The sequence below is a fragment of the Maridesulfovibrio salinus genome (genome assembly GCF_055394525.1).
The window spans coordinates 2,602,456-2,622,159 of sequence record NZ_AP042461.1 but is presented as its reverse complement, the minus strand read 5'-3'; the positions used below and the strand labels follow the sequence as shown (position 1 = coordinate 2,622,159).

At 46.7% G+C, this 19,704-nt stretch carries 14 protein-coding genes; 8 read left to right on the top strand and 6 right to left on the bottom strand.

What is annotated here, in order from left to right; genetic code table 11:
* Window positions 1-201: 201 nt before the first annotated feature.
* On the bottom strand, window positions 202-618 hold the full coding sequence (locus tag ACZ5PW_RS11920; protein WP_464553777.1) for a winged helix-turn-helix domain-containing protein: 417 nt from the start codon (window positions 616-618) through the stop codon (window positions 202-204).
* Between the two features lie 9 nt (window positions 619-627).
* A complete protein-coding gene (locus ACZ5PW_RS11915; RefSeq protein ID WP_464553773.1) occupies window positions 628-2,316 on the bottom strand; it encodes an FmdE family protein in 1,689 nt (562 codons plus the stop codon).
* Between the two features lie 327 nt (window positions 2,317-2,643).
* Here ACZ5PW_RS11915 and ACZ5PW_RS11910 point away from each other — a divergent pair, with 327 nt between their 5' ends.
* The 4 genes from ACZ5PW_RS11910 to ACZ5PW_RS11895 are packed head-to-tail and all read left to right on the top strand — an operon-like array spanning window position 2,644 to window position 6,566.
* Window positions 2,644-3,777 (top strand): double-cubane-cluster-containing anaerobic reductase, encoded by a 1,134-nt coding sequence (locus tag ACZ5PW_RS11910; RefSeq protein ID WP_464553768.1) that lies wholly within the window; start codon window positions 2,644-2,646, stop codon window positions 3,775-3,777.
* A 25-nt stretch (window positions 3,778-3,802) separates the two neighbouring features.
* Entirely contained in the window at window positions 3,803-4,918 is a 1,116-nt protein-coding gene (locus ACZ5PW_RS11905) for a CmpA/NrtA family ABC transporter substrate-binding protein (RefSeq protein WP_464560399.1), read from the top strand.
* Between the two features lie 48 nt (window positions 4,919-4,966).
* A complete protein-coding gene (locus ACZ5PW_RS11900) occupies window positions 4,967-5,803 on the top strand; it encodes an ABC transporter permease (protein WP_464553766.1) in 837 nt (278 codons plus the stop codon).
* A gap of 1 nt (window position 5,804) precedes the next feature.
* Window positions 5,805-6,566, top strand: a complete 762-nt coding sequence (locus tag ACZ5PW_RS11895) for an ABC transporter ATP-binding protein (protein WP_464553762.1) — start codon at window positions 5,805-5,807, stop codon at window positions 6,564-6,566.
* Between the two features lie 76 nt (window positions 6,567-6,642).
* Here ACZ5PW_RS11895 and corA read toward each other — a convergent pair whose 3' ends face one another.
* Together corA and ACZ5PW_RS11885 are read right to left on the bottom strand one after the other, a co-directional pair.
* Window positions 6,643-7,707 carry a magnesium/cobalt transporter CorA gene (gene corA, locus ACZ5PW_RS11890; RefSeq protein ID WP_464553758.1) on the bottom strand — a complete coding sequence of 355 codons (1,065 nt, stop codon included), beginning with the start codon at window positions 7,705-7,707 and terminating at the stop codon, window positions 6,643-6,645.
* Between the two features lie 19 nt (window positions 7,708-7,726).
* Window positions 7,727-10,039, bottom strand: a complete 2,313-nt coding sequence (locus ACZ5PW_RS11885; protein WP_464553757.1) for a mechanosensitive ion channel family protein — start codon at window positions 10,037-10,039, stop codon at window positions 7,727-7,729.
* Between the two features lie 239 nt (window positions 10,040-10,278).
* On the opposite strand from ACZ5PW_RS11885, the gene ACZ5PW_RS11880 reads away from it, so the two are divergent.
* Window positions 10,279-11,553 carry a phenylacetate--CoA ligase family protein gene (locus ACZ5PW_RS11880; protein ID WP_464553753.1) on the top strand — a complete coding sequence of 425 codons (1,275 nt, stop codon included), beginning with the start codon at window positions 10,279-10,281 and terminating at the stop codon, window positions 11,551-11,553.
* Between the two features lie 107 nt (window positions 11,554-11,660).
* On the opposite strand, the gene ACZ5PW_RS11875 is transcribed toward ACZ5PW_RS11880, so the two are convergent.
* Window positions 11,661-12,743, bottom strand: a complete 1,083-nt coding sequence (locus ACZ5PW_RS11875; RefSeq protein WP_464553750.1) for a protein-tyrosine phosphatase family protein — start codon at window positions 12,741-12,743, stop codon at window positions 11,661-11,663.
* Window positions 12,727-15,183: a PEP/pyruvate-binding domain-containing protein gene (locus tag ACZ5PW_RS11870; RefSeq protein ID WP_464553747.1), complete on the bottom strand. Its 2,457-nt coding sequence runs from the start codon at window positions 15,181-15,183 to the stop codon at window positions 12,727-12,729. Before ACZ5PW_RS11870 ends, ACZ5PW_RS11875 begins: the two co-directional genes overlap by 17 nt.
* A gap of 181 nt (window positions 15,184-15,364) precedes the next feature.
* Between ACZ5PW_RS11870 and ACZ5PW_RS11865 the strand changes: the two genes are divergently transcribed.
* The 3 genes from ACZ5PW_RS11865 to ACZ5PW_RS11855 all read left to right on the top strand — a co-directional run bounded on the left by ACZ5PW_RS11865 (window position 15,365) and on the right by ACZ5PW_RS11855 (window position 19,631).
* Window positions 15,365-17,614 carry an ATP-binding protein gene (locus ACZ5PW_RS11865; RefSeq protein ID WP_464553744.1) on the top strand — a complete coding sequence of 750 codons (2,250 nt, stop codon included), beginning with the start codon at window positions 15,365-15,367 and terminating at the stop codon, window positions 17,612-17,614.
* A gap of 158 nt (window positions 17,615-17,772) precedes the next feature.
* Entirely contained in the window at window positions 17,773-18,183 is a 411-nt protein-coding gene (locus ACZ5PW_RS11860; RefSeq protein ID WP_464553742.1) for a desulfoferrodoxin family protein, read from the top strand.
* Window positions 18,184-18,251: 68 nt separating this feature from the next.
* On the top strand, window positions 18,252-19,631 hold the full coding sequence (locus tag ACZ5PW_RS11855; RefSeq protein ID WP_464553739.1) for a rhodanese-like domain-containing protein: 1,380 nt from the start codon (window positions 18,252-18,254) through the stop codon (window positions 19,629-19,631).
* Window positions 19,632-19,704 lie beyond the last annotated feature (73 nt).

The window sequence follows — 19,704 nt, the reverse complement described above, 5'->3', positions numbered from 1 at the left end:
CTTCCGTTATATCAGACACGACTAAGTCAATCGGAATGCCTGACAGTTGTTTCGATGTTCACATGTAAAGACAAAAACAAAATTAAATCAACATTATCAATATGTTACATTTAACACATAAGAATTATAAGGACGCAGAAATCCCATATCCGCCACCCATACCCTGAAATCAGCTATGAACCGGATTTTTAATAATACAGCTTATTCACCGAAGCTTTTGGATTTCCAGGGAAATATCTCCTCAGCTCTGGCTCTGGCATCCTGCTCCACCTTGTTGAACCACTCCAGATACTTGTCACGCACAACTCTTCCCGCTTCTGTGAGACGGTATCCACTGCGCCTGCTGCCTGCTCTCTCTATGAGTTGAAAGCCCAGAACCTGCTCGGTCTGCTTAATCTTGCCCCAAGCCGCGCGGTAAGACATTCCAAGATCCTCTGAAGCTTTTTTCAGTGAACCGCAGGTTTCAATCCGATCAAGCAGCAACAACCGTCCGTAACCGAAAAAGACACCTTCTGTTCCTTCCAGCCACAAATGCAGACGTATTGTGGGGCAATGCGCATCCATTTGATCAAGGGCCGCGGTTGAACCGAATTCGGGCGGGTCAAGATTCTTGTGCATAGACTCCTCCTACTTGCCGAAGGGACATTTGGGGAAAGTGCAGACCTTGCACTCCATGCAATATCCACCATCTGCCAGCGACGCGAGGTCACGGCGTGTAATCTGGTGTCCCGCTAGGACACGAGGCAGAACCAGATCAAAACTGGTGGTCTTGAAAAACAAAGCACAGGCGGGCACGCCGATAACCTTGACATCTCCGGCATTAGCCAGAAGAAGCATTGTGCCGGGGAGTACCGGAGCACCATAAAGGAGGTCGGATACTCCGGCATCCACCAGGCCGTGGCGGGTCACGTCATCAGGATCAACAGACATTCCTGCGGTTGTGATGAGCAGGTCACAACCTTCTTTCATGAGGGATAAGGCAGCATCCCGGATTTCTTCACGGTTATCCGGTTTTATGACAGAGCGGACAACCTCACTGCCTAAAGCCTGCACCTTTGCTGCGATGACGGACTCAAATTTATCTTCGATAAGACCGTTGAAGACTTCATCACCGGTAATAAGAATTCCTACTTTCTTTTTCTTCAGGGGCATGATCCTGAACAGGGGATCACCATCCAACGAGGATACTGCGCGGGAGAAATTTTCCCGGGAAAGGTAAAGGGGAACTGCTCTGGTTCCGGCAATACGGGTTCCCTTCTTAACGAGAGTTCCGCTTTTCCGGGCCGCCACCATTACATCTGGGACCAGATTAAACCTGCTCATCATCTCAAGATCAGTGACCAGAAGCCCGTCTTCCTCGGCGATCAGGGTTACTTTTCCTTCTTTTGGCCCCCCGCTGATACAGACTCCGTCACCGGCCATTATCCGCCCGAAGGTTTCAGCTGCTTCATTTTCATGAACCCACTCGCCTTCCGGTATGTCCCCTTCATCCATATAAATATGATTCTTGCCGATAAGCTGAAGTCTACAGATATCTCCGGCAGTAAATTCATGATTCCTGCTAAACTCAGCTCCCTTGCTCTTGCCGGGGACAATGCGGGTCATATCGTGGAGGGCAGTCTTGCCTTCAGCTTCACTGACAGGGACAACCTTCAGCCCCTCCGGAACAGGAGCATGTGCAGATTTAATCCCCGAATCCCTGCGCAGATAGGGACTCTCCCCCTGACATCCCCTGCAGATCGCACCGAAAGAGCCGGGGTAAGCGTCTCCGCAAATGGGGCATGTTGTTATTCCACCCTTGCTGCGTTTGATAAGTTCTTCAGGTTTTATTCGGATAGCTTCAAGTGAACATACTGATGCGCCTGCCTCACGTATTTCAGCATGCAGCTTCACTGAGTCTTGTTCATGCTTCGGTTTTCTTTTGAAAAACCAGGATTCCATTTCCGGCCAGTGCACCAGCTTTTCAGGATCAACCCTGATTCTGACACCTACACCGCTATACTTATCATAGAGTGAGAGTGCATAGACTCCAAGGTTCTTGACCTTAAGCCACCCGTTTCCCGTGCTGCAGACTGTAAGCATCTGAACTGCGTCGGGAAGACACCACGAGGTTTCTGAAATAGCGTCAAAGAGGGTTCCTTCAGGCAGATGCCGTCTGGCCTCTTCCATCATGTAACCACCCAGAATCAACCCCGGAGCTGGACTTCCATGAAAATTTCGTGCTGCTTCTATGAACTCGTCATAAGAGTAGGGGCCGATGGAATCATCATATACCGTTACAGCATTTTTCTGACTTATGGCGGCTTCTAAATTCATATATTCTCCACATATTTTATTAATTATGCCTTAGGAGGCACAATTAATTAATAACTGGATCTATTCAATGAAGCCGGGATTGCTTACGGTTTGGAACTAATTATGTCTATTTAGCCACAATTAATAACATTTTTAAATAACACAGCAAATTCAATAATTATTTGTAAAACAAACTCACATCAATCGACCTGATCGATTGCAGTAAAACTCATACTCACAACCTATTGGACTCAAACACTTTTCTATGATTTCTAATTAGTCCATCTCTGGTTCAGGCCAATATAAATAAGTTTTTTCTATGCTTAAATTAACAGGATTAAATTAATTATGAACTTAAAGCCGTTTATTTCGTTTTCTGAATATGCCCTCGCCGAACTGGATGAATGGCATGGAAAAGGCAAGAAAATTGCCGGAGTCTACTGTGTTTACGCTCCGGATGAACTTGTCCGCGCAGCGGGAATGGCTCCGGTCAGCCTTTGCGGTAAAAAGCAGGACCCAATCCGAGAAGCTGAAAAAGAACTACCTACTAGCTTCTGCCCACTCATCAAATCAAGCTATGGCTACGCCGTAACGGACAGCTGCCCTTTTTTCGGATTCTCGGACACGATCATTGCCGAGACCACCTGCGACGGAAAGAAAAAAATGTATGAGCTGATGAGTGAAATTAAACCTCTTCATCTCATGCATCTGCCGCACACCCAGCAGGGAAACGCAGCTCTGAAATACTGGATGAATGCATTCAAGGAGCTGGAAGATTTCCTTTATGGCCACTCAGGGGTGAAAGTAACGGAAGAGTCGCTGAAAGCTGAAATTAAAATCCAGAACAGGATTCGCAGAGAACTGTATGATCTTCTTATTCTTGCCGCGGACCGCCGCTCACCACTGACTGCCCGTGAAATGATCGCCGTACAGGAAAGCAAGAGCTTTGCTGTCTATCCGCAGAAATATCTTGAGCAGCTGCAAAAACTTAAATCAGAACTTGAACTTTTTTACTCACAGAACGACCTGCCTGAAAAGAAAAGGCTGCGGATTCTCCTGACTGGATGCCCTGTCGGAAAAGGATCGGAGAAGGCAGTCACTATAACAGAAGAATTGGGCGCGCATGTTGTCTGCATGGAAAACTGCTCAGGGCTCAAAGGCCTTACCCTGACCGTGGACGAAGACGGTGATCCTTATGAAGCCCTTGCCAGAAGATATCTGCAGGTCCCCTGTTCATGCATGACCCCGAACCCCGGCAGACTGGATTCCATACGGGAATTGAAGGAAGTCTTTGAAGTAGACGCGGTCATTGATCTGACATGGCTCGGCTGCCACACCTATAATGCTGAATCCACTACTTTGCGCCGATTCGTTGAAAATGAACTGGGTCTGCCTTTTCTGCATATTGAAACAGACTATTCTGAATCAGATGTTGAACAGCTCCGCACTCGCATTGAGGCGTTTGTTGAGCTGGCCGAATAAACAAATCAGGAGGATGAGGAAAGTGATGAAATCAATTAGGGGACTCTGTGCCCTGACGCTTTTACTGGTAGTTTGCCTTAGCGCGGGAATGGTTCACGCCAAAGCCAAACTTCCCAGTCTGTACATGGGCTACGTGTTTACCACCCACCACACACCACTGATGGTGGCCGCTATTGAAGGTGATAAGCTCAAAGACTGCGGTGCCTATTTTGAGGAAATGGTTCCCAAGCAGAAATACAGACTTATCGCGGAAGACGGAACACCTCTTGCTGTGATCAATCTGATCGTATCCAAAAGCGGTTCTGAAACTTCTACCCTTTTCGCCATGAACCGTCTGGACATCGGCCTTGCATCCAGCACCGCTTTCATGAGCGGCATTGATAAGGGAACCAAGATGAAGATTCTCTGCCCCATGCATGTGGACGGCATGAGCATGGTCTTCCCTGCAGACAGCAAGATCAACGGATGGGATGATGTAGCTGCGGCTATCAAGGCATCCAAAAATCCGCTCAAGCTCGGCTACCACTCTCCCACAAGTGCTCCACGTATTGTTTTCGAAGGAGCACTGCACAAAGCCGGATATAAAATCACTGACAACCCCAACACAGCAGATGCAGACATTCTCATGGTCGATCTCAAATCCACTTCCAACCTGATCCCCGCTCTTCTGGGCAAACAGGTGGACTGCTGGGTTGGCCCCGCACCGCATCCCGTTGTTGCCGAACACAAACATGTAGGACACATCGGACTGGACTCCCGCGATCTGCCTCCCGCAGGCGAATGGACTGACTTCCCCTGCTGCGTAATGGGTGCAAGTGAACAGATCATTAAGGAAAAACCAGAGGTTGTTCAGGCCATGACAGACCTTATGACTGCTGCTTCCGAATGGAGCAACAATCACAAAAAGGAAACTGCGAGAATCTCTGCGAACTGGATCGGTGTTCCTGCTGAAGCGGTTGAAAAATCGACTATCATCTACACCACCAACCCCACTGACAACTGGATTAACGGTGAAGCCCAGTTCATTGCAATGCTCAACAGCATGAACAAGTTCAAAGGACAGATGAAAGGTGCGGACATTAAAACCGCTACCCCGATTCTTTTCGATTTCTCCTTTGTCAGAAAAAGCCTCGATCAATAACATTCACAAAAACGGGGCGGGAAATAACCCCGCCCTGTCCCCGTAAAAATGAAAGAACGCGCCTTATCAATCACACTTCCCGTCATGGCTCCCGCACTGCTTGCAGTAATATGGATCGCCCTTGCCCACCGCATCGGCAATCAGGTTATCCTGCCAGGTATTGAACAGGTTGGGAGAATTGTATTCAATCCCACTGAAGATCTGATCAGCATGGGCTCGCTGGCTTCCAATGTTCTGGTCAGCCTTGTGCGGGTTATTCTGGGCTACTCTTTTGCCGCACTTATCGCTATTCCTCTCGGGGTTGTAATGGGCTATTACGGGGCGGTTTTCAAATTTTTCAACGGATTTCTAAATCTTTTCCGCCCTATCCCGCCACTGGCATGGGTTCCGCTTGTAATGGCATGGTTCGGCATATCCAGTCTGGCTAGTGTGAGCGGAGTGGAAACAGGACAGCTCTACATCTACCTGAACAATATAAAGTTCTCCATGCTGTTCATCATATTCATAGGTGCGTTCTACCCGATACTCACATCCACTATCCACGGGGTCCGCGGCGTAAACAGAACCCTTATTGATTCCGCTAGAGTGCTCGGAGCAAGCGAGAGCCAGGTGTTCCGGAAAATACTAATTCCCGCTGCCATGCCATCAATCATAACAGGCATGCGTATCGGGCTGGGCATTGCATGGATGTGCCTTGTATCAGCAGAGATGCTTCCCGGTTCATTATCCGGAGTGGGCTACATGATAACCCATGCATTCACACTCGCTTCAACTGATATTGTTATAGCCGGGATGATCTCCATTGGTCTTGTGGGAGCACTTATGGATTCCGTGTTCAGGCATATTGAGAAGACTAAATTTTCATGGCGCAGACTGGAGGACTAAAATGGAAAACAATGCTCAGGCAGTGATTGATATTAAAGGGTTGAGTAAAGAATTCCTAACCCGCAACGGAGACAGTTTTCTGGCTGTAGACGGAATTAATATTGAAATCCCCAGAAACTCTTTCACCTGCATAGTCGGCCCTTCAGGGTGCGGCAAGTCAACCATACTTCGCATTGCGGCCGGACTGGAAAAAAGCACTTCCGGGACAGTCAGTTACAATGGCTCGTGTATTACGGGACCTAAAGCGGAAGTGGGCATGGTTTTTCAGGAATACTCACTTTTCCCCTGGATGAACGTACTGGATAACGTGGCTTCAGGACTGGAATTCGCCGGGATTGACCGGGAAACAAGGTACGAAAAAGCGAGACGTTTTATCCGCATGATCAACATGACGGATTTCAGCAACTCCTATCCGCACGAACTTTCGGGAGGTATGCGCCAACGGGTCGCCATTGCCCGCGCACTGGCAAATGATCCGGACGTGCTGCTCATGGACGAACCTTTCGGGGCCCTTGATGCCCACACCAGAATCCTGCTGCAGGAAGAATTACTGAAAGTTTGGGAACTGACCCGCAAAACCATAATACTGGTCACACACAGTGTGGATGAGGCAATCTACCTTGCGGACCGAATTATGATCATGTCCAGCCGCCCCGGCAGAATCAAGGATATGATTGATGTTAATATGGAAAGACCGCGCAGTAGGTCCATGCCGGAATTCGGTAAGCTCATTGACCATATTCTTGAAGAGCTGAAACATTGATCACAGCTTGAAAAAGCAAATATTGCGTGAAGGAATTCAAGCACTGAGAGTTTAAAGTCTCGCTCAAAAGTGTACTTTAAATCCATTTTTTTTTGCGGAAATATCCAAGCATGCAAACACCGACCAGCAGCATCACCCCAAGCAGGATAAAATATCCATATTTATATTTAAGTTCCGGGATAAACTCAAAATTCATTCCGTAAATCCCCGCTAGAAATGTAAGCGGGATAAAAATAGTCGCAAATACGGTAAGGAACTTCATCGTTTCATTTAAGCGTGTTCCTATGGCCATATTGTAGGTATTATAAAGATCACCGACCATTTCCTTATATATTTCAATCGAATCAGCAATCTGCTCGAACAGCCCGGATAATTCTTTCAGATAAGCAGCGGTCCCTTCCTCAATCAAATCAGATTCACTTTTGTTGAGCCTGTTTATGACATCGCGGACAGGCCGCACGGCTTTACGCACATAAGCGGTTTCCCGGCGGTAGAAGTTAATCTCTTCAAGAAGTTCCGCGCTCGGATTTTCAATTACTTCTTCCTCCATGTCCTCAATTCTTTCACCGATGCGCTCTATGATCTCCAGATAATTTTCCAATATGCAATCAATAAGCGTATACAAAAGGTAATCAGCACCCCGTTGCCGGATTCGGCCACTCTTTCGAGAAAGCCTGCTCCGGACAGGATCAAATATAATTCCGGGCTGCTCCTGAAATGTGATTAGATATTTATCCCCAAGTATGAAACAAATCTGCTCGGTTTTCACCCTGCCGCTTTCATTGTTATCATTTAGGATTTTCATCGTGATGAACAGATAATCCTGAAAATCAACAATAGCAGGTCGCTGCCCGGTATCCTGGACATCCTCAAGAGCCAGCCGGGAAAAATCAAACATCTCACCAACCCGTTTTATCAGAGCCGAATCATGAACCCCGTCAATATTAAGCCATTTCACTCCATCACGATTCAATTGCGAAACTATCTCCTCAAAATCATGGGAGGATGTATCATCCAGTTTCTCGGGGCCATAAACAACTGTCCGCAATAAAGTATTTTCAACCTTACGCTGCCCGGTAAAAACCAGTTCTCCCGGTGGGAGTCCGGCTTTTTTATCATGTTTACGTAAAAACCTGGCCATTAATCTCTCCGTATGCCTCTTAAGCAGAGTTCTCCTGTCTGGAATTGACAGTCAAAGCTTCTTTTACATGAAGATCCAATTGAGGAAATGAAATCTCTATTTTTTCTTCCCTGAAAGCCTTGTCTATTGCGAAACGCAATTCCGTCAGGGTTATGAGAGTCAGATCAATATCATCTATCCAGACTCTGAGAATAAAATCCAGACTGCTGCTGCCGAAATTATTAAAATGTACATAAGGTTCGGGATAATCAAGAACGTGAGGATGATCCTTGGCCAACTGAAGCAGGACAACGCGTACCTTCTCAATATCCGACCCGTACGCAACCCCTACTGCTATATCTCGCCTGATAACGGCGTTGTTCTTAGTCCAGTTGGTTACCTGAGAGGCAATAAGATCGGAATTCGGGATCATGATCACCGCATTTTCAAAAGTCTCCACCTGAGTAGTTCTTATGTTGATTTTCTTGACCGTGCACCAGAGATTATTGAGTTCAATAACATCTCCCTGCTGTATGGAACGACCGAAAAGCAGAATCAGTCCACCGATGAAGTTGTTGACAATATTCTGCAAGCCGAAACCTATACCGACACTAAGACCACCGGCGATAACAGTGATGCTAGTCAGGCTGAGACCAAGCACTCTCAGCGCAACGAGAGTAAAAAGAAACCATACTGCATAGGAAAAAAGAGTCTGTATTGAAGGGACCGCACCTTTTTTGGCTTTAGGCCAGTTGGTGCCCATGTATTCAATCGAAACCTTAAATGCCGATACACTCTGCCGGGTCATAAAGAAAATGACCGCCAGCCAGACAAAACTGCCGATGGCAATTGAATAGCTCCCATGTGAAAAACTCATATTCATCAGACCGGTAACTGCGCTGGCACCGAAAAAATCCATCAGCCAGAAAGCAGCGATACCGAATCCTACAGCCCATCCAGCCGGAACCGCCAGACTGCGGACCAGCCCCTTTTTAAGCTGCAGACTCATCTCGGTCCGGATAAAAAGAATCTGGGCCCATGCTGAACCGAACCCGTGAATAAACAATCCCAGAGACCATAAAATAGCCAACACACAAGCCAATCTGCCATAACCGAACAGCGCGACCAGAAAGAAAGGAGACAAAAGACTGTTCCTTTTGGCCACCAGAGAAACCCCGTGCATCCGGTCCCGCTTCCATGCGTAATATGAGGCATAGCCCCAAAAAGCGAGAAGCATGACGAGAAAAACAAATACAACCGATCTGCCGGGAACCTGAAGAGCCAGCAGTATTCCACTGACCATAAAAAGCAAAGCTGAACGGATCTCACCGCTCACAAACTTATTTTTCTGGCGACATATCAGCTTTGATAACTTCAAAACAGCCCAGTACAAAGCAGCAAAAGCCACAACCGCAACTGAATCCATCGACTCGGGGTATATCCACTTGAAAGCAGCGTACAGCGCGAAGAACAGACTAACAGCGGCTAGCAGCCGGAGTGACCTTACCCGCTCAGTCTCTGATCGATTCTGGAAATAGTCACTCCTGTCCATCAAACGGATAAGGAATAAGCTGGTTATGAAAATTCCGAAAACAAAAAACGAAAAAGGAACCGCCCGGCTGCGGAAATGATCACCCCCTATCCTGATCTCAGAACTCTTCAAATCCATCCATGTCTTTCCGGGCAGTACCTTCACCCAGAAATCGGGTGAAAAAACCGGATCAGTCCCTTCCACAAGCCATGACAGCCAGAGCTGAAAAAGATTATTTTTCTCTCCGCTCTCAAGTTTATCAAGGCGGTCCTGCAACCGACTGGCCACCTTCAAGAGATAGTCGATCTTCAGAAGCTGCTTTTCCGATCCGTCCCTTAGTTGCCTGATATCCTTAAGTCCTTCGGCATGCATTTTCTTGATCTCGTCAGGAGCATCTTTGGGCGGAGCGGACCATGCTTTGGTGAATGATTTTAGTATTTCCAGTCTTGCCGTGCAGTCTTCTTTGGCCTGCCTTAAATCATCCAGTAAATCATTTGATTCCTTTCCAAGGTTGCGGATTCTTAACTTAACCCGTTTACGCTGAATCGGCGAAGCCTGCGAATAACGCTCAGATAAGGACAACTGCTGAAATTTCTGCTGCCATTCAGTAAGATCTTCATTGGCATTTTTAAGTAATTCCTGAAGTTGTGCGTAGTTGACTATCTCTTCGGCTTCAAATTCCTTGAAGCTGTTGATCCTGTTCCTCACAAAACTGAAATCTTCCGGCTCAGCAGCATAAGATTTCAGACAGATTATATCGCAACAGGACAAAAGAATAAAAAACAACATAGTCAGACTAAAAATAGTTCTTGTCTTCAACAATTAACAACTCTCCGGATTCATGATGATATTTATCAGCTTATCATGGTTGATTTTCACATTTATTGATTTGGTACCATACAAAAGAGCCCAACTTACAGCAACCAATCCCGGCTTTATTAATAATATCCGATTATCAGCTGCTGTCATCATTCACAGTGTATACACTTATACCCAAAATCTGTTATGGTTAAGGTATATGTAATACGGACTTCCCGAAGAATCCCAGCAAGGGGGGTAAAATGAACGATCTCAATTACGCCGACATATCTATCGCGAAGACTTACCAACTTGAAAAATTGAACCAGATCCTTGCGGTGGCAGTTCAGGCACCTTTTTACAAGAAGTATTATCAGGGAATTGAACTGCCTCTGAAAAGCATGGATGAAATCAAACAACTTCCGGTTATTGAAAAAAGATCGCTCTGCCGAGAGGGTGAAACATGCAACAAGGAGCTTTTCACCAGATCAACCGGGGGATTCTATACCTTTTCAACCGGCGGAACTTCAGGACGCATGACTTTTGCCCGTTACGGCCTTGATGAATTCACTGAGGTCTGTGAAGGAGTTGCCTATGGCCTTGAGGCCAGCGGAGTAAGACCCCAAGATATCGTGGCGAACTGCATCCGTGCCGGAGCCTTCTGGACAGGTTTTCTGGTCACTTACCGGGCCCTTGAGAAAATTCGTTGCAGCATTTTACCCATCACCGACAACCAACCAGTAGTCAAGACCCTTGAATACCTTGAAATGATGCGACCGAATACAATATTCGGCATTTCGCCCACTCTGGTCCAGATAGGTCAGGAAGCCTACCAGAGAAATATCAAACTGGACATAGAAAAAGTAAGCTTTGCCTCCACTCCTCTGACACTTGAACAGCAGGACTATCTTTCTGCCATTTGGCCTCGAGCGACTTTTCATTCTGCCGGATATGGTGCTGCCGAAGTCGGGCCGATCGGATTCCAGTGCAAATACTGCAAGGGGACCGAACACCATGTCCTGCAACCTTATGCCATTGTCGAAAGGGAAGAAGACGGCGGCATAATCGCCACCTCACTGATACGCACCCTGCAGCCTGCCGTGCGCATGCGTGTGGGTGATAACATTGAATGGATTGATGAACCCTGTCCGTGCGGGAGGAACTCTCCAAGATTCAAGCTGTTGCAGCGCTCTGATGAAATTCTGGAATTTCTAAACGGGACAATGTCTCTTGAACAGATCGGCGGATGTCTTGGCAAATTCAAGGAGCTGGCTCCCGTATTTCAGGTACGTCTTGAATTGAACGGAAAAGACACAGAAATAATAGTCCGGGTAGAAGCTGCAGACTGCGATGCTGTTGACGATTATGAACTGAACTCAAAGGTTTACCGTTGTATGTGCAATGATATTGATGTGCTCGGAAAAAACAGGGAGAAGAACAAAATCAGATCCTGCAAGATTCTTGTTGTCCCAAGCGGAGGGATTCCACGCATTGAAACAACAGGAAAAATCAGACGGGTAATAGACAAAAGATACTGACGTTGAAATAAATCAAGTATAAGCCCCGCATATTCCGCATGAATATGACGGGGTTTTCCAATTTGAAACTATTGGTAAAAATGATTTTTATCACAAGGTCAAAACCATCAGACTAGATCATCAAGCCCCATGGTCATCATAAGCTTGAAGAGGCCTTCAATAAATTTCCCGGAAACCACATCCGGCAGAGTAAATGTGGGCATAGCTTTATCGTGCATTACCCCGGTGTATGCAAACCAGACCTCAAATGAAATCCGGTCCAGCCGGGGAATCAAAATATTATGCCACAACTCCCCATCATTAGAGATATCGAGTCCGTAGGCCCTGCATTGCAGGGGTCTGAACTCGAAAAGCATACACCTGTCTTCATGTTTTAAAGGACAGACTGAGCCCGCTTCGGAAAGGCAGTATTTTTCACTTCCGGCATCCTCCAGCTCTCTTCTGGCTTTGCGTTCAGCCCGTGCGGTTTCGACAGCCCTTTCAATAACGGACAGCCGCTCTTCCTGTGTAAGCTCAAGGTTAATGCGGTGACTGAGATGCAGAGACTCCACCAGAGAGAGCCTTACAGGGGTTCTGCAGCATAGAGTATGATCCATACCGCATAGAGTCCTGTTATCGGATTGTTCAGCCCTGACTTCAACCTCGTTTACGACCTCAAGGTAATCATTAAAAAAAGGGGCCAGATCAACCAGTCGCTTGAACTCAAGGGAAGGAGCTCGGGCAGATAATTTTCCACTCTTACGCCCGTACTTGCGAATGGTCCACCATTGGGCGAAATTAGCGGGTTTGGACCGCAACTTCTTCATTTTTTTCCCAGCCAGCTTATGCCCCAGTCCACGCCGCAAAAGATAGGCGTTAAGAACTGTTCCGGTCCGGCCGATCCCGTGCCTGCAATGAATAAGCACCTTTTTGCCCAGATATATGGCCTCATCCATCCAGGCCAGTGCTTTTTCCAACTCAACAAGCTCCGGAGCCTCTTCATCAGCAAGCGGCAGATAATGAACCTCAAACCCAGCATCCCGCTCAATATCATGAAGATCGCAGAACTCACCGCAGAGATTGATAATTGCATCAATTCCCTGATCATGAATGGACTCAAGCTGGGTATGGCTCATGGGGGCACACCCGACAGCAAGCTGATCGGTGACCCAAGTTACGGCATAAGACTGTCCATCATTTTCTGAAGCCATCTATCTTCTCCGCTTCCTTGATAAAGTTATCAACCTCATTATCAATCTGAGACGAAGTCTCAAGCCGCATATCCATAAGCCGGGTTATGGCCAGAAGATATCCCAGAACAGCAAGCCGTTTCGAAGTCTCATCAGATGACAGGCGTGAACTGAATGCATCCAGCATATCGCCGTGCATATTTGTTTCAAAATCGTAGTGCTCAAGGACTCTTTTGATAAATTCAACACGCAGGAGTCTGTTCGCAAGGCCTGCCCCGCCCCCCTTGAAACGAAACCGGATATAATTCTGACCGGGATCATCTCCGCACAGGGCATCAACTTCTGAAAGATGGTATCCAAAGCGAATAAGCAGATGCAGATAATCTCCGGCAAGAACCCCGTAACTGGCAAGTAGCTTGGAGTCCTTGCTGAATATTCCTGCCGACATCCGATCAAAATCCTCCCAGTCCACATGGGTCATTTCTTCCGGCCAGCTTACCCTGCTGTCAGCGAGCCCCTTCCAGAGATGCTGCATGGGCAGGCAGGTAACATCATCCAGCCCCACTGTTTTTCTGCCGGAAGCCCCGGACCTCAGACCTCCGTCAAGATCAAGCAGATAAATGACCAACGGAAGTTCTGTTTCAAGCCTGCTCGATGCTCCCATGCCCAGCCCGCGTTTATCGACCAGAGAAAACATTTCACGGACAGACATTTCATGACAATAACGTACAAAATCGTGCAGAGAATTGCATCCTTCAATAGTGAAGTATTCCCCTTCCGGATCAATAAGCCCGAGCTTCACAGTATGCGGAATAATATCCTTGTAGAGAGCAAGAACTCTCGGAGAAATCTCACTGCTACCGAAAGAACGGGTCAGAACATCTTCCACACATCCATCATAAACAGCACCTTCAACCCCATCCACAGTAACGAGCTGACCCTGCTTGAACCGTTCTGCCACATCCCCTACCAGTACAGGAATCCCCATCTCGCGGGCGACAGAAGCAAAATGGCTGGCCCTGCTGCCCGTAGCTGAGAGCACTGCATTTATGTTGCCTGAAAACGTGAGCAAGGCGGGCTTTAAAGTGGGCGTGACAATAACCGCCCCTTCAGGAATTTGTGCTATCTCCGCCCCTGTGCGGGCATAATAAATTTCACCGCAACCGGCTCCGTAAGACGCCCTTTCAAGACCTTCCATCAATGGGATGGCAGGTATCGGCGCATGTTCTCTTTGTGACGACGGATTCTCTCGCTGCAAAGGACGGGTCTGAAGAATATAAAATCTTCCATCTTTATCCACCGCCCACTCGACATCCTGCGGACATCCGAAATGATTTTCCAGCTTTAAAACGCACCTGGCTAAATCTATGAGAATATGTTCCCCAGGAAGACTGGTGCTGTCAAAACCGCACTCACTGACCAGCCGGGGATTATCCTCCCTATGCAGGGAGACTTTTGCAGGAACAACACTGCCATCCACCAGAGAACTCCCCAATCCGCTGACGGAGTATATTCCAATAGAATCCCTGTTCATGCAGTCCGGATCAACAGAGTAGATAACTCCAGCACTCCGGGCCTCAACCATGGGAATTACCAGAACAGCCATCGCGGTATCGTCATCGGTCAATCCGTTTGAAATACGGTAGGAAACTGCCCGCGGACAATATTTCCCGGCAAGAACTCTTTTATATCCGTCCAGAACATCTTCCGGCTCAATATTCAATTCACTGGCGTACTGTCCGGCAAATGAGATTTCACTGTCTTCAGCAAGGGCGCTCGAGCGAACAGCAAGCGGCCCGCCAAACGGAAAGAACTGCTCAACACGGCTTTCAATTTCACATGCAAGTTCAGGTGGCACTTCTCCATCGAGTATAAGCTCCTGCAGCTCAAGAGTGAGTTCGGCAAGACGGTTCCGGTCACCGACTTCCATGAGCCCCAGCCGCTGCTGCAGTTCACTGCGCAATCCGTTAAAATCAATAAAACGGTGAAAAGCACTGGCTGTAATTACAAATCCATCAGGTACATTTATATCCCCCAAGGAGAAAACCCGCCCGAGATTAGCGGCCTTACCACCGGAGAGATGAGGTTTTTCCCCTGCTTCGGCAAGGGGGATGGTATAAGAGATTTCAGTAATTGCGGATTCAATTTCAACTGTTTTCCTGACATGTTCCGCGACTTTTTGAAAATGCACGTCGAATTCCCTGTAATAGCCGGGATTCATCTGCTGAAGATGGGTAATCATTCCCTGTACGGCCTCTATAAGCTCCTCACAGGCATGACATGCGTAGTTTCGATCAATCAGGCGGCGACCGTAAAAGACATCATCAAGACCGGCGATAAGCTCCAGAGCTCTGGCATCGCAGCTCAATAACGACTTGAATGCTCCGTACTTCCTGCGCAGAACGGACCTCGGGGTAAAAATACTTTCCAGCCAATGCCTGATTATTTCAATATTCACCATCAACTACTCCGCCTGAAGTCTTTGTTTTCAGATATCATTACTTTTAAAACCACCGGTAGTTACTTATTATTCATGGTCAGGGCCACTTGCCCTAATTACTCTTATCATTTTGTTGTACAACCAGATTCATCCATGTATAAATTAAATTCAATTAAAATCTCAGAATAGGACACTCTGCGGCATGAAATTCCTTAAAAAATGGTGGCTAACAGCCTTCTTCATCACCCTGACAGTTGTTTCCATGGCGACAATCATTATCCCATCGTCAATTACCAGCCGCAATTCACTCAGTGGTTTAGCAAAAGAAATCATGGTCAACATTTCTTCCTATACACTTGATAAATCGGAAAACTATCTTCTTCCGGCCGAAAAAGCCGCTGAATTGACCAGGTTTCTTGCCGACAGCAAAATAGTCAGCAGTAACACCCCGCAATCCATGATAAACTATTTTTATCAGCAACTGGAACTTTATCCGCAGTTCACAAGTGTATACTATGGCAACATCAGGGGTGAATTTTTCATGGCTTCACGTTCTTCAGCCAAAGTGGATAAAGGATTTTACACAAAAATAATAGAAATAAAGAACAACAAAAGAAAAGTGGGGCTGATATGGACGGATCCCGAACGCAATATAATTTCGAAAAAAAATGATCCCGAAGATAAATATGACCCAAGGCAGAGACCATGGTTCATTGATGCCGTTATGAACAACGATGTAGTCTGGACAGCTCCTTACCTGTTTTATACAGGAAACAAACCCGGTATTACAACAGCAAGCCCCGTTTACAATAAAAGAGGAGTGCTGCAGGGAGTGGTCGGTGTTGATATCAGTATAGAAGAATTGTCGGTATTCCTTAATAAACTGACTATAGGTCAACGCGGCAAGGCATTCATAGTCAACAGCAGTGGAGATGTTGTTGCCTTTCCTGATCTGGATGAACTCAAACAGATAGGACAGGATGGTCAGAAGATACGACTCAGCAAAATTAATGAATTGAAAGATTCTGTTACCAGAAAAGCTTTCGCCTCATTAAACCTCCCCCCGGACCAGCTCCCGCACGAACCTGTTTTCACCAGCTTCACACATGCCGATGAAATCTACAGTGCCATGTTCACCCCTTTTAAGGATTCCCAATGGCCCTGGATCATAGGTATTTATATCCCTGAAAATGATTATCTGGGCGGGATAAAGAACAGCAGAAACATCAATATATTCATCGCCATGTTTGTGGTTATGCTGGCTGGTGCGACAGGTTGGGTAATCGCCCGCAAACTTGAAAATACTAAAACTGAAGCGATTAGAGCCAACAAAGCCAAAAGCCGGTTTCTGGCGGTCATGAGCCATGAAATCAGAACTCCGATGAATGTAATCCTGGGTGCCACCGACCTGCTCAAGGATTCAACTCCCAGAGATAATCAAAAACCATATATCAAACTCCTGAACACTGCCGGAACCGGCTTGCTGGACCTGCTAAACGACATTCTGGACATGTCCAAAATAGAGGCTGGACTTCTTGAGCTTGAAAATATCAGCTTTAATCCCAAAGCCCTGCTTAATGAATGCTGCAGTGTTTTTTCTTTCGCGGCACAGGAGAAAGGGATTGAACTCAAACTGGAAATTGAGCAGGACTTCCCCGATACAGTTCAAGGAGACCCTGTCCGGATAAAACAGGTCATCATAAACCTGATCGGCAACGCGGTTAAGTTTACCTCTTCAGGAGGAGTATATATTCATGCATACTGCACTTGTTCCATCCCAGACAATAAATTGAACCTGATTATAAAAGTAAGGGATACCGGCCCCGGTATACCGGAAGAACAACTGGAAGCTGTTTTCGAAAATTTTGTTCAGGCTGACAAATCAATCACAAGGGAACATTCCGGGACAGGACTGGGCCTATCTATAAGCAAAAGCATAAGCCAAATCATGGGAGGAGATATAGAGCTGGAAAGTATTCAAGGGAAGGGAAGCACCTTCACTTTCAGTGCCCCCTTAAACGTAGAATCACAATCCGCCTGTCCCGTCAGATCAAATAGAAAAACAAACACCGAGAACAAAAGTCCCCGTAAAGTCCTTCTTATTGAAGACAACAAAAGCAACCGGGAACTGGTAACCCACTACCTCAAAGATTCGCCACACATAATAGAGACAGCTTCAAACGGCGAGCATGGTGTAAGAAAATATAAGGAGATATTGCCGGATATCGTTTTCATGGACATAGAAATGCCGGTGATGGACGGTTATGAAGCCACCAGACACATAAGGATATGGGAAAAGGAAAGCGGCTACCCGCAGGTTCCGATAATTGCACTTTCTGCCCACGCAATAAAAGGGACCGAAGAAGCTGTCCTCAAAGCCGGTTGTTCGGGATACATGACCAAACCGGTTACAAAATTACAGCTCCTCGACCGAATTGAGAGAAAAAGATAGTTTTATCGAGATGTTCAAAGCTTAATAATAATTATTCTTGACAACAAACCAAGATTTTATCATAAAAATATTCAAAAGAGACTTTCTTTGAATTAATATCCCAATCATAATCCTATTTAAAAGAAACAAATTTTGAACAACAGCCGCAAGGAGAAAAAATGAATTCAAGACGAAACTTCATGGTTATGTCCGCAGCTGCAGCGGCTGCGACTCTTATCCCGGTTGCCAAGGCGGAAGCTCAAAGTCCGGCTTTCCCTTCTAATGTTATTTATACTGAAAGTGACTCAGGTATCTGGTCTAAAAAAGCAGCAACTCATCTTCCGCAGGTCGAAATGGAAGGTGACGAGGCTGTTATACGTACTTTCCACCCCATGACGAAAGAACATTACATAGTACGTCACACGCTTGTTGATATGGATGGCAATGTGATAGGCGGTAAAACCTTTGCAAATACTGACAAAAAGGCAATCTCAAGAATAAAAGTTCCGGCGGGAAGCAAAGGCAAAAAATTTTATGCGACAAGCTTTTGTAATGAACACGACTTCTGGGTAAAGGAAATTACGCTTTAAAATTTAAAACATGACCCAATACAGGCATACTGAATTTTTTAAACAGAAAATCTGGAGATAACTTACAAATGTTTTTCAAACAACTGACGACTGAAGGTTTAGGCTGTTATTCTTACGTGATCGGATGTCCCGGAGCGGGGGAAATGGTTGTTGTAGACCCCAAGAGGGATGTTCAGGAATATCTTGATATCTCACGCGAAGAAGGCATGAAAATCACAAAGGTAATCAACACCCATGTCCATGCCGACCATGTAGGAGGCGAACAGGAACTCAAATCAATCGTCGGCGCGGAACTGATGATCCACGAAAACGCTAAAGTCGGCTATGAGCACACTCCCATTTCCGAAGGCGAAACCCTCGCGGTGGGTAATGCCAAACTTGATTTTATCTACACTCCGGGTCATACCCCGAACGCCATTTCAATTCTTGTGACTGATACCGCTCGCGGAGAAAATCCATGGATGATCCTGACCGGAGATCTACTTTTTGTAGGTGATATCGGTCGCCCTGATCTGCCCGGTGACGAAATTCTGGATGAGCAGGTGGAGAACCTCTATAACAGCCTGTATATAAAACTGGGGAAACTCCCGGATTATCTGGAAGTATTCCCGGCCCACGGACAAGGTTCACTTTGCGGAAAAGGCATGAGTGCCAAATCAAGCAGCACCCTCGGCTATGAAAGACGCCACAATCCCATGCTGCAGTACAAGACTTTCGAAGATTTCAAGCAGAAGGTTCTTGAATCCTTCCCCAGCCGCCCGAAATCCTTCACTCATATAATCAATACCAACTTTGAAGGAGCTCCCCTGCTGGAACGCTGTCCGCTGGACAGAGCCATGAATCCGGAAAAGTTCAAGCAGATGATCGACAGCGGTTGCACTGTAATTGATGTTCGTGATGCCGCTGCTTTCGGAGGCTTTCACATTCCCGGCAGCATCAATATCGGCCTTGAAAAACAACTGGCCAACTGGGTTGGAATGGCTGTTGAGCCTGATTCAGATCTGTTGTTGGTTGTCAATTCCAAAGAAGACTATGACCGCATGTGCACAGAACTTCACCGCATAGGCTATGATAAGATTTTCGGATACCTGCATGGAGGCATTAGCGCATGGCTCATGTCCGGATACAAGGTTGAGAACCTTGCCCAGAAATCAGCTGAAGATGTACACGAGGCTATAGCAGAAGGAAAAGAATTCACCCTGCTTGACGTAAGAACTCCAGCCGAATGGGAAAGCGGCCACGTAAAAGGAGCTGTGCACAAACCATTCGCACAGGTTCTGGATGAAGGAATAGATGTGGATAAGGACAGTCCGATACTGGTTATGTGCGGCTCAGGATACCGCTCGAACATTGCCGGCAGCGCTCTCCAGAACAATGGCTACACTGAAGTATGTTCACTTGCCGGGGGAGCAGTTGCCTGGTCCAGATCCGGCTATGAATTGGTCTGATAAAATCTGAATAGAAAACATGCGGGGAAGATTAATAATCTTCCCCGCATGGTACTTACGAAGCAGAGACTTA

Bases quoted from the DNA above. Each gene is read 5' to 3' on its own strand.
- ACZ5PW_RS11905 (WP_464560399.1), top strand. From the start codon at position 3,803: ATGAAATCAATTAGGGGACTCTGTGCCCTGACGCTTTTACTGGTAGTT.
- ACZ5PW_RS11880 (WP_464553753.1), top strand. From the start codon at position 10,279: ATGAACGATCTCAATTACGCCGACATATCTATCGCGAAGACTTACCAA.
- ACZ5PW_RS11900 (WP_464553766.1), top strand. From the start codon at position 4,967: ATGAAAGAACGCGCCTTATCAATCACACTTCCCGTCATGGCTCCCGCA.
- ACZ5PW_RS11915 (WP_464553773.1), bottom strand. From the start codon at position 2,316: ATGAATTTAGAAGCCGCCATAAGTCAGAAAAATGCTGTAACGGTATAT.
- ACZ5PW_RS11865 (WP_464553744.1), top strand. From the start codon at position 15,365: ATGAAATTCCTTAAAAAATGGTGGCTAACAGCCTTCTTCATCACCCTG.
- ACZ5PW_RS11895 (WP_464553762.1), top strand. From the start codon at position 5,805: ATGGAAAACAATGCTCAGGCAGTGATTGATATTAAAGGGTTGAGTAAA.
- corA (WP_464553758.1), bottom strand. From the start codon at position 7,707: ATGGCCAGGTTTTTACGTAAACATGATAAAAAAGCCGGACTCCCACCG.
- ACZ5PW_RS11855 (WP_464553739.1), top strand. From the start codon at position 18,252: ATGTTTTTCAAACAACTGACGACTGAAGGTTTAGGCTGTTATTCTTAC.
- ACZ5PW_RS11860 (WP_464553742.1), top strand. From the start codon at position 17,773: ATGAATTCAAGACGAAACTTCATGGTTATGTCCGCAGCTGCAGCGGCT.
- ACZ5PW_RS11870 (WP_464553747.1), bottom strand. From the start codon at position 15,183: ATGGTGAATATTGAAATAATCAGGCATTGGCTGGAAAGTATTTTTACC.
- ACZ5PW_RS11910 (WP_464553768.1), top strand. From the start codon at position 2,644: ATGAACTTAAAGCCGTTTATTTCGTTTTCTGAATATGCCCTCGCCGAA.
- ACZ5PW_RS11875 (WP_464553750.1), bottom strand. From the start codon at position 12,743: ATGGCTTCAGAAAATGATGGACAGTCTTATGCCGTAACTTGGGTCACC.
- ACZ5PW_RS11920 (WP_464553777.1), bottom strand. From the start codon at position 618: ATGCACAAGAATCTTGACCCGCCCGAATTCGGTTCAACCGCGGCCCTT.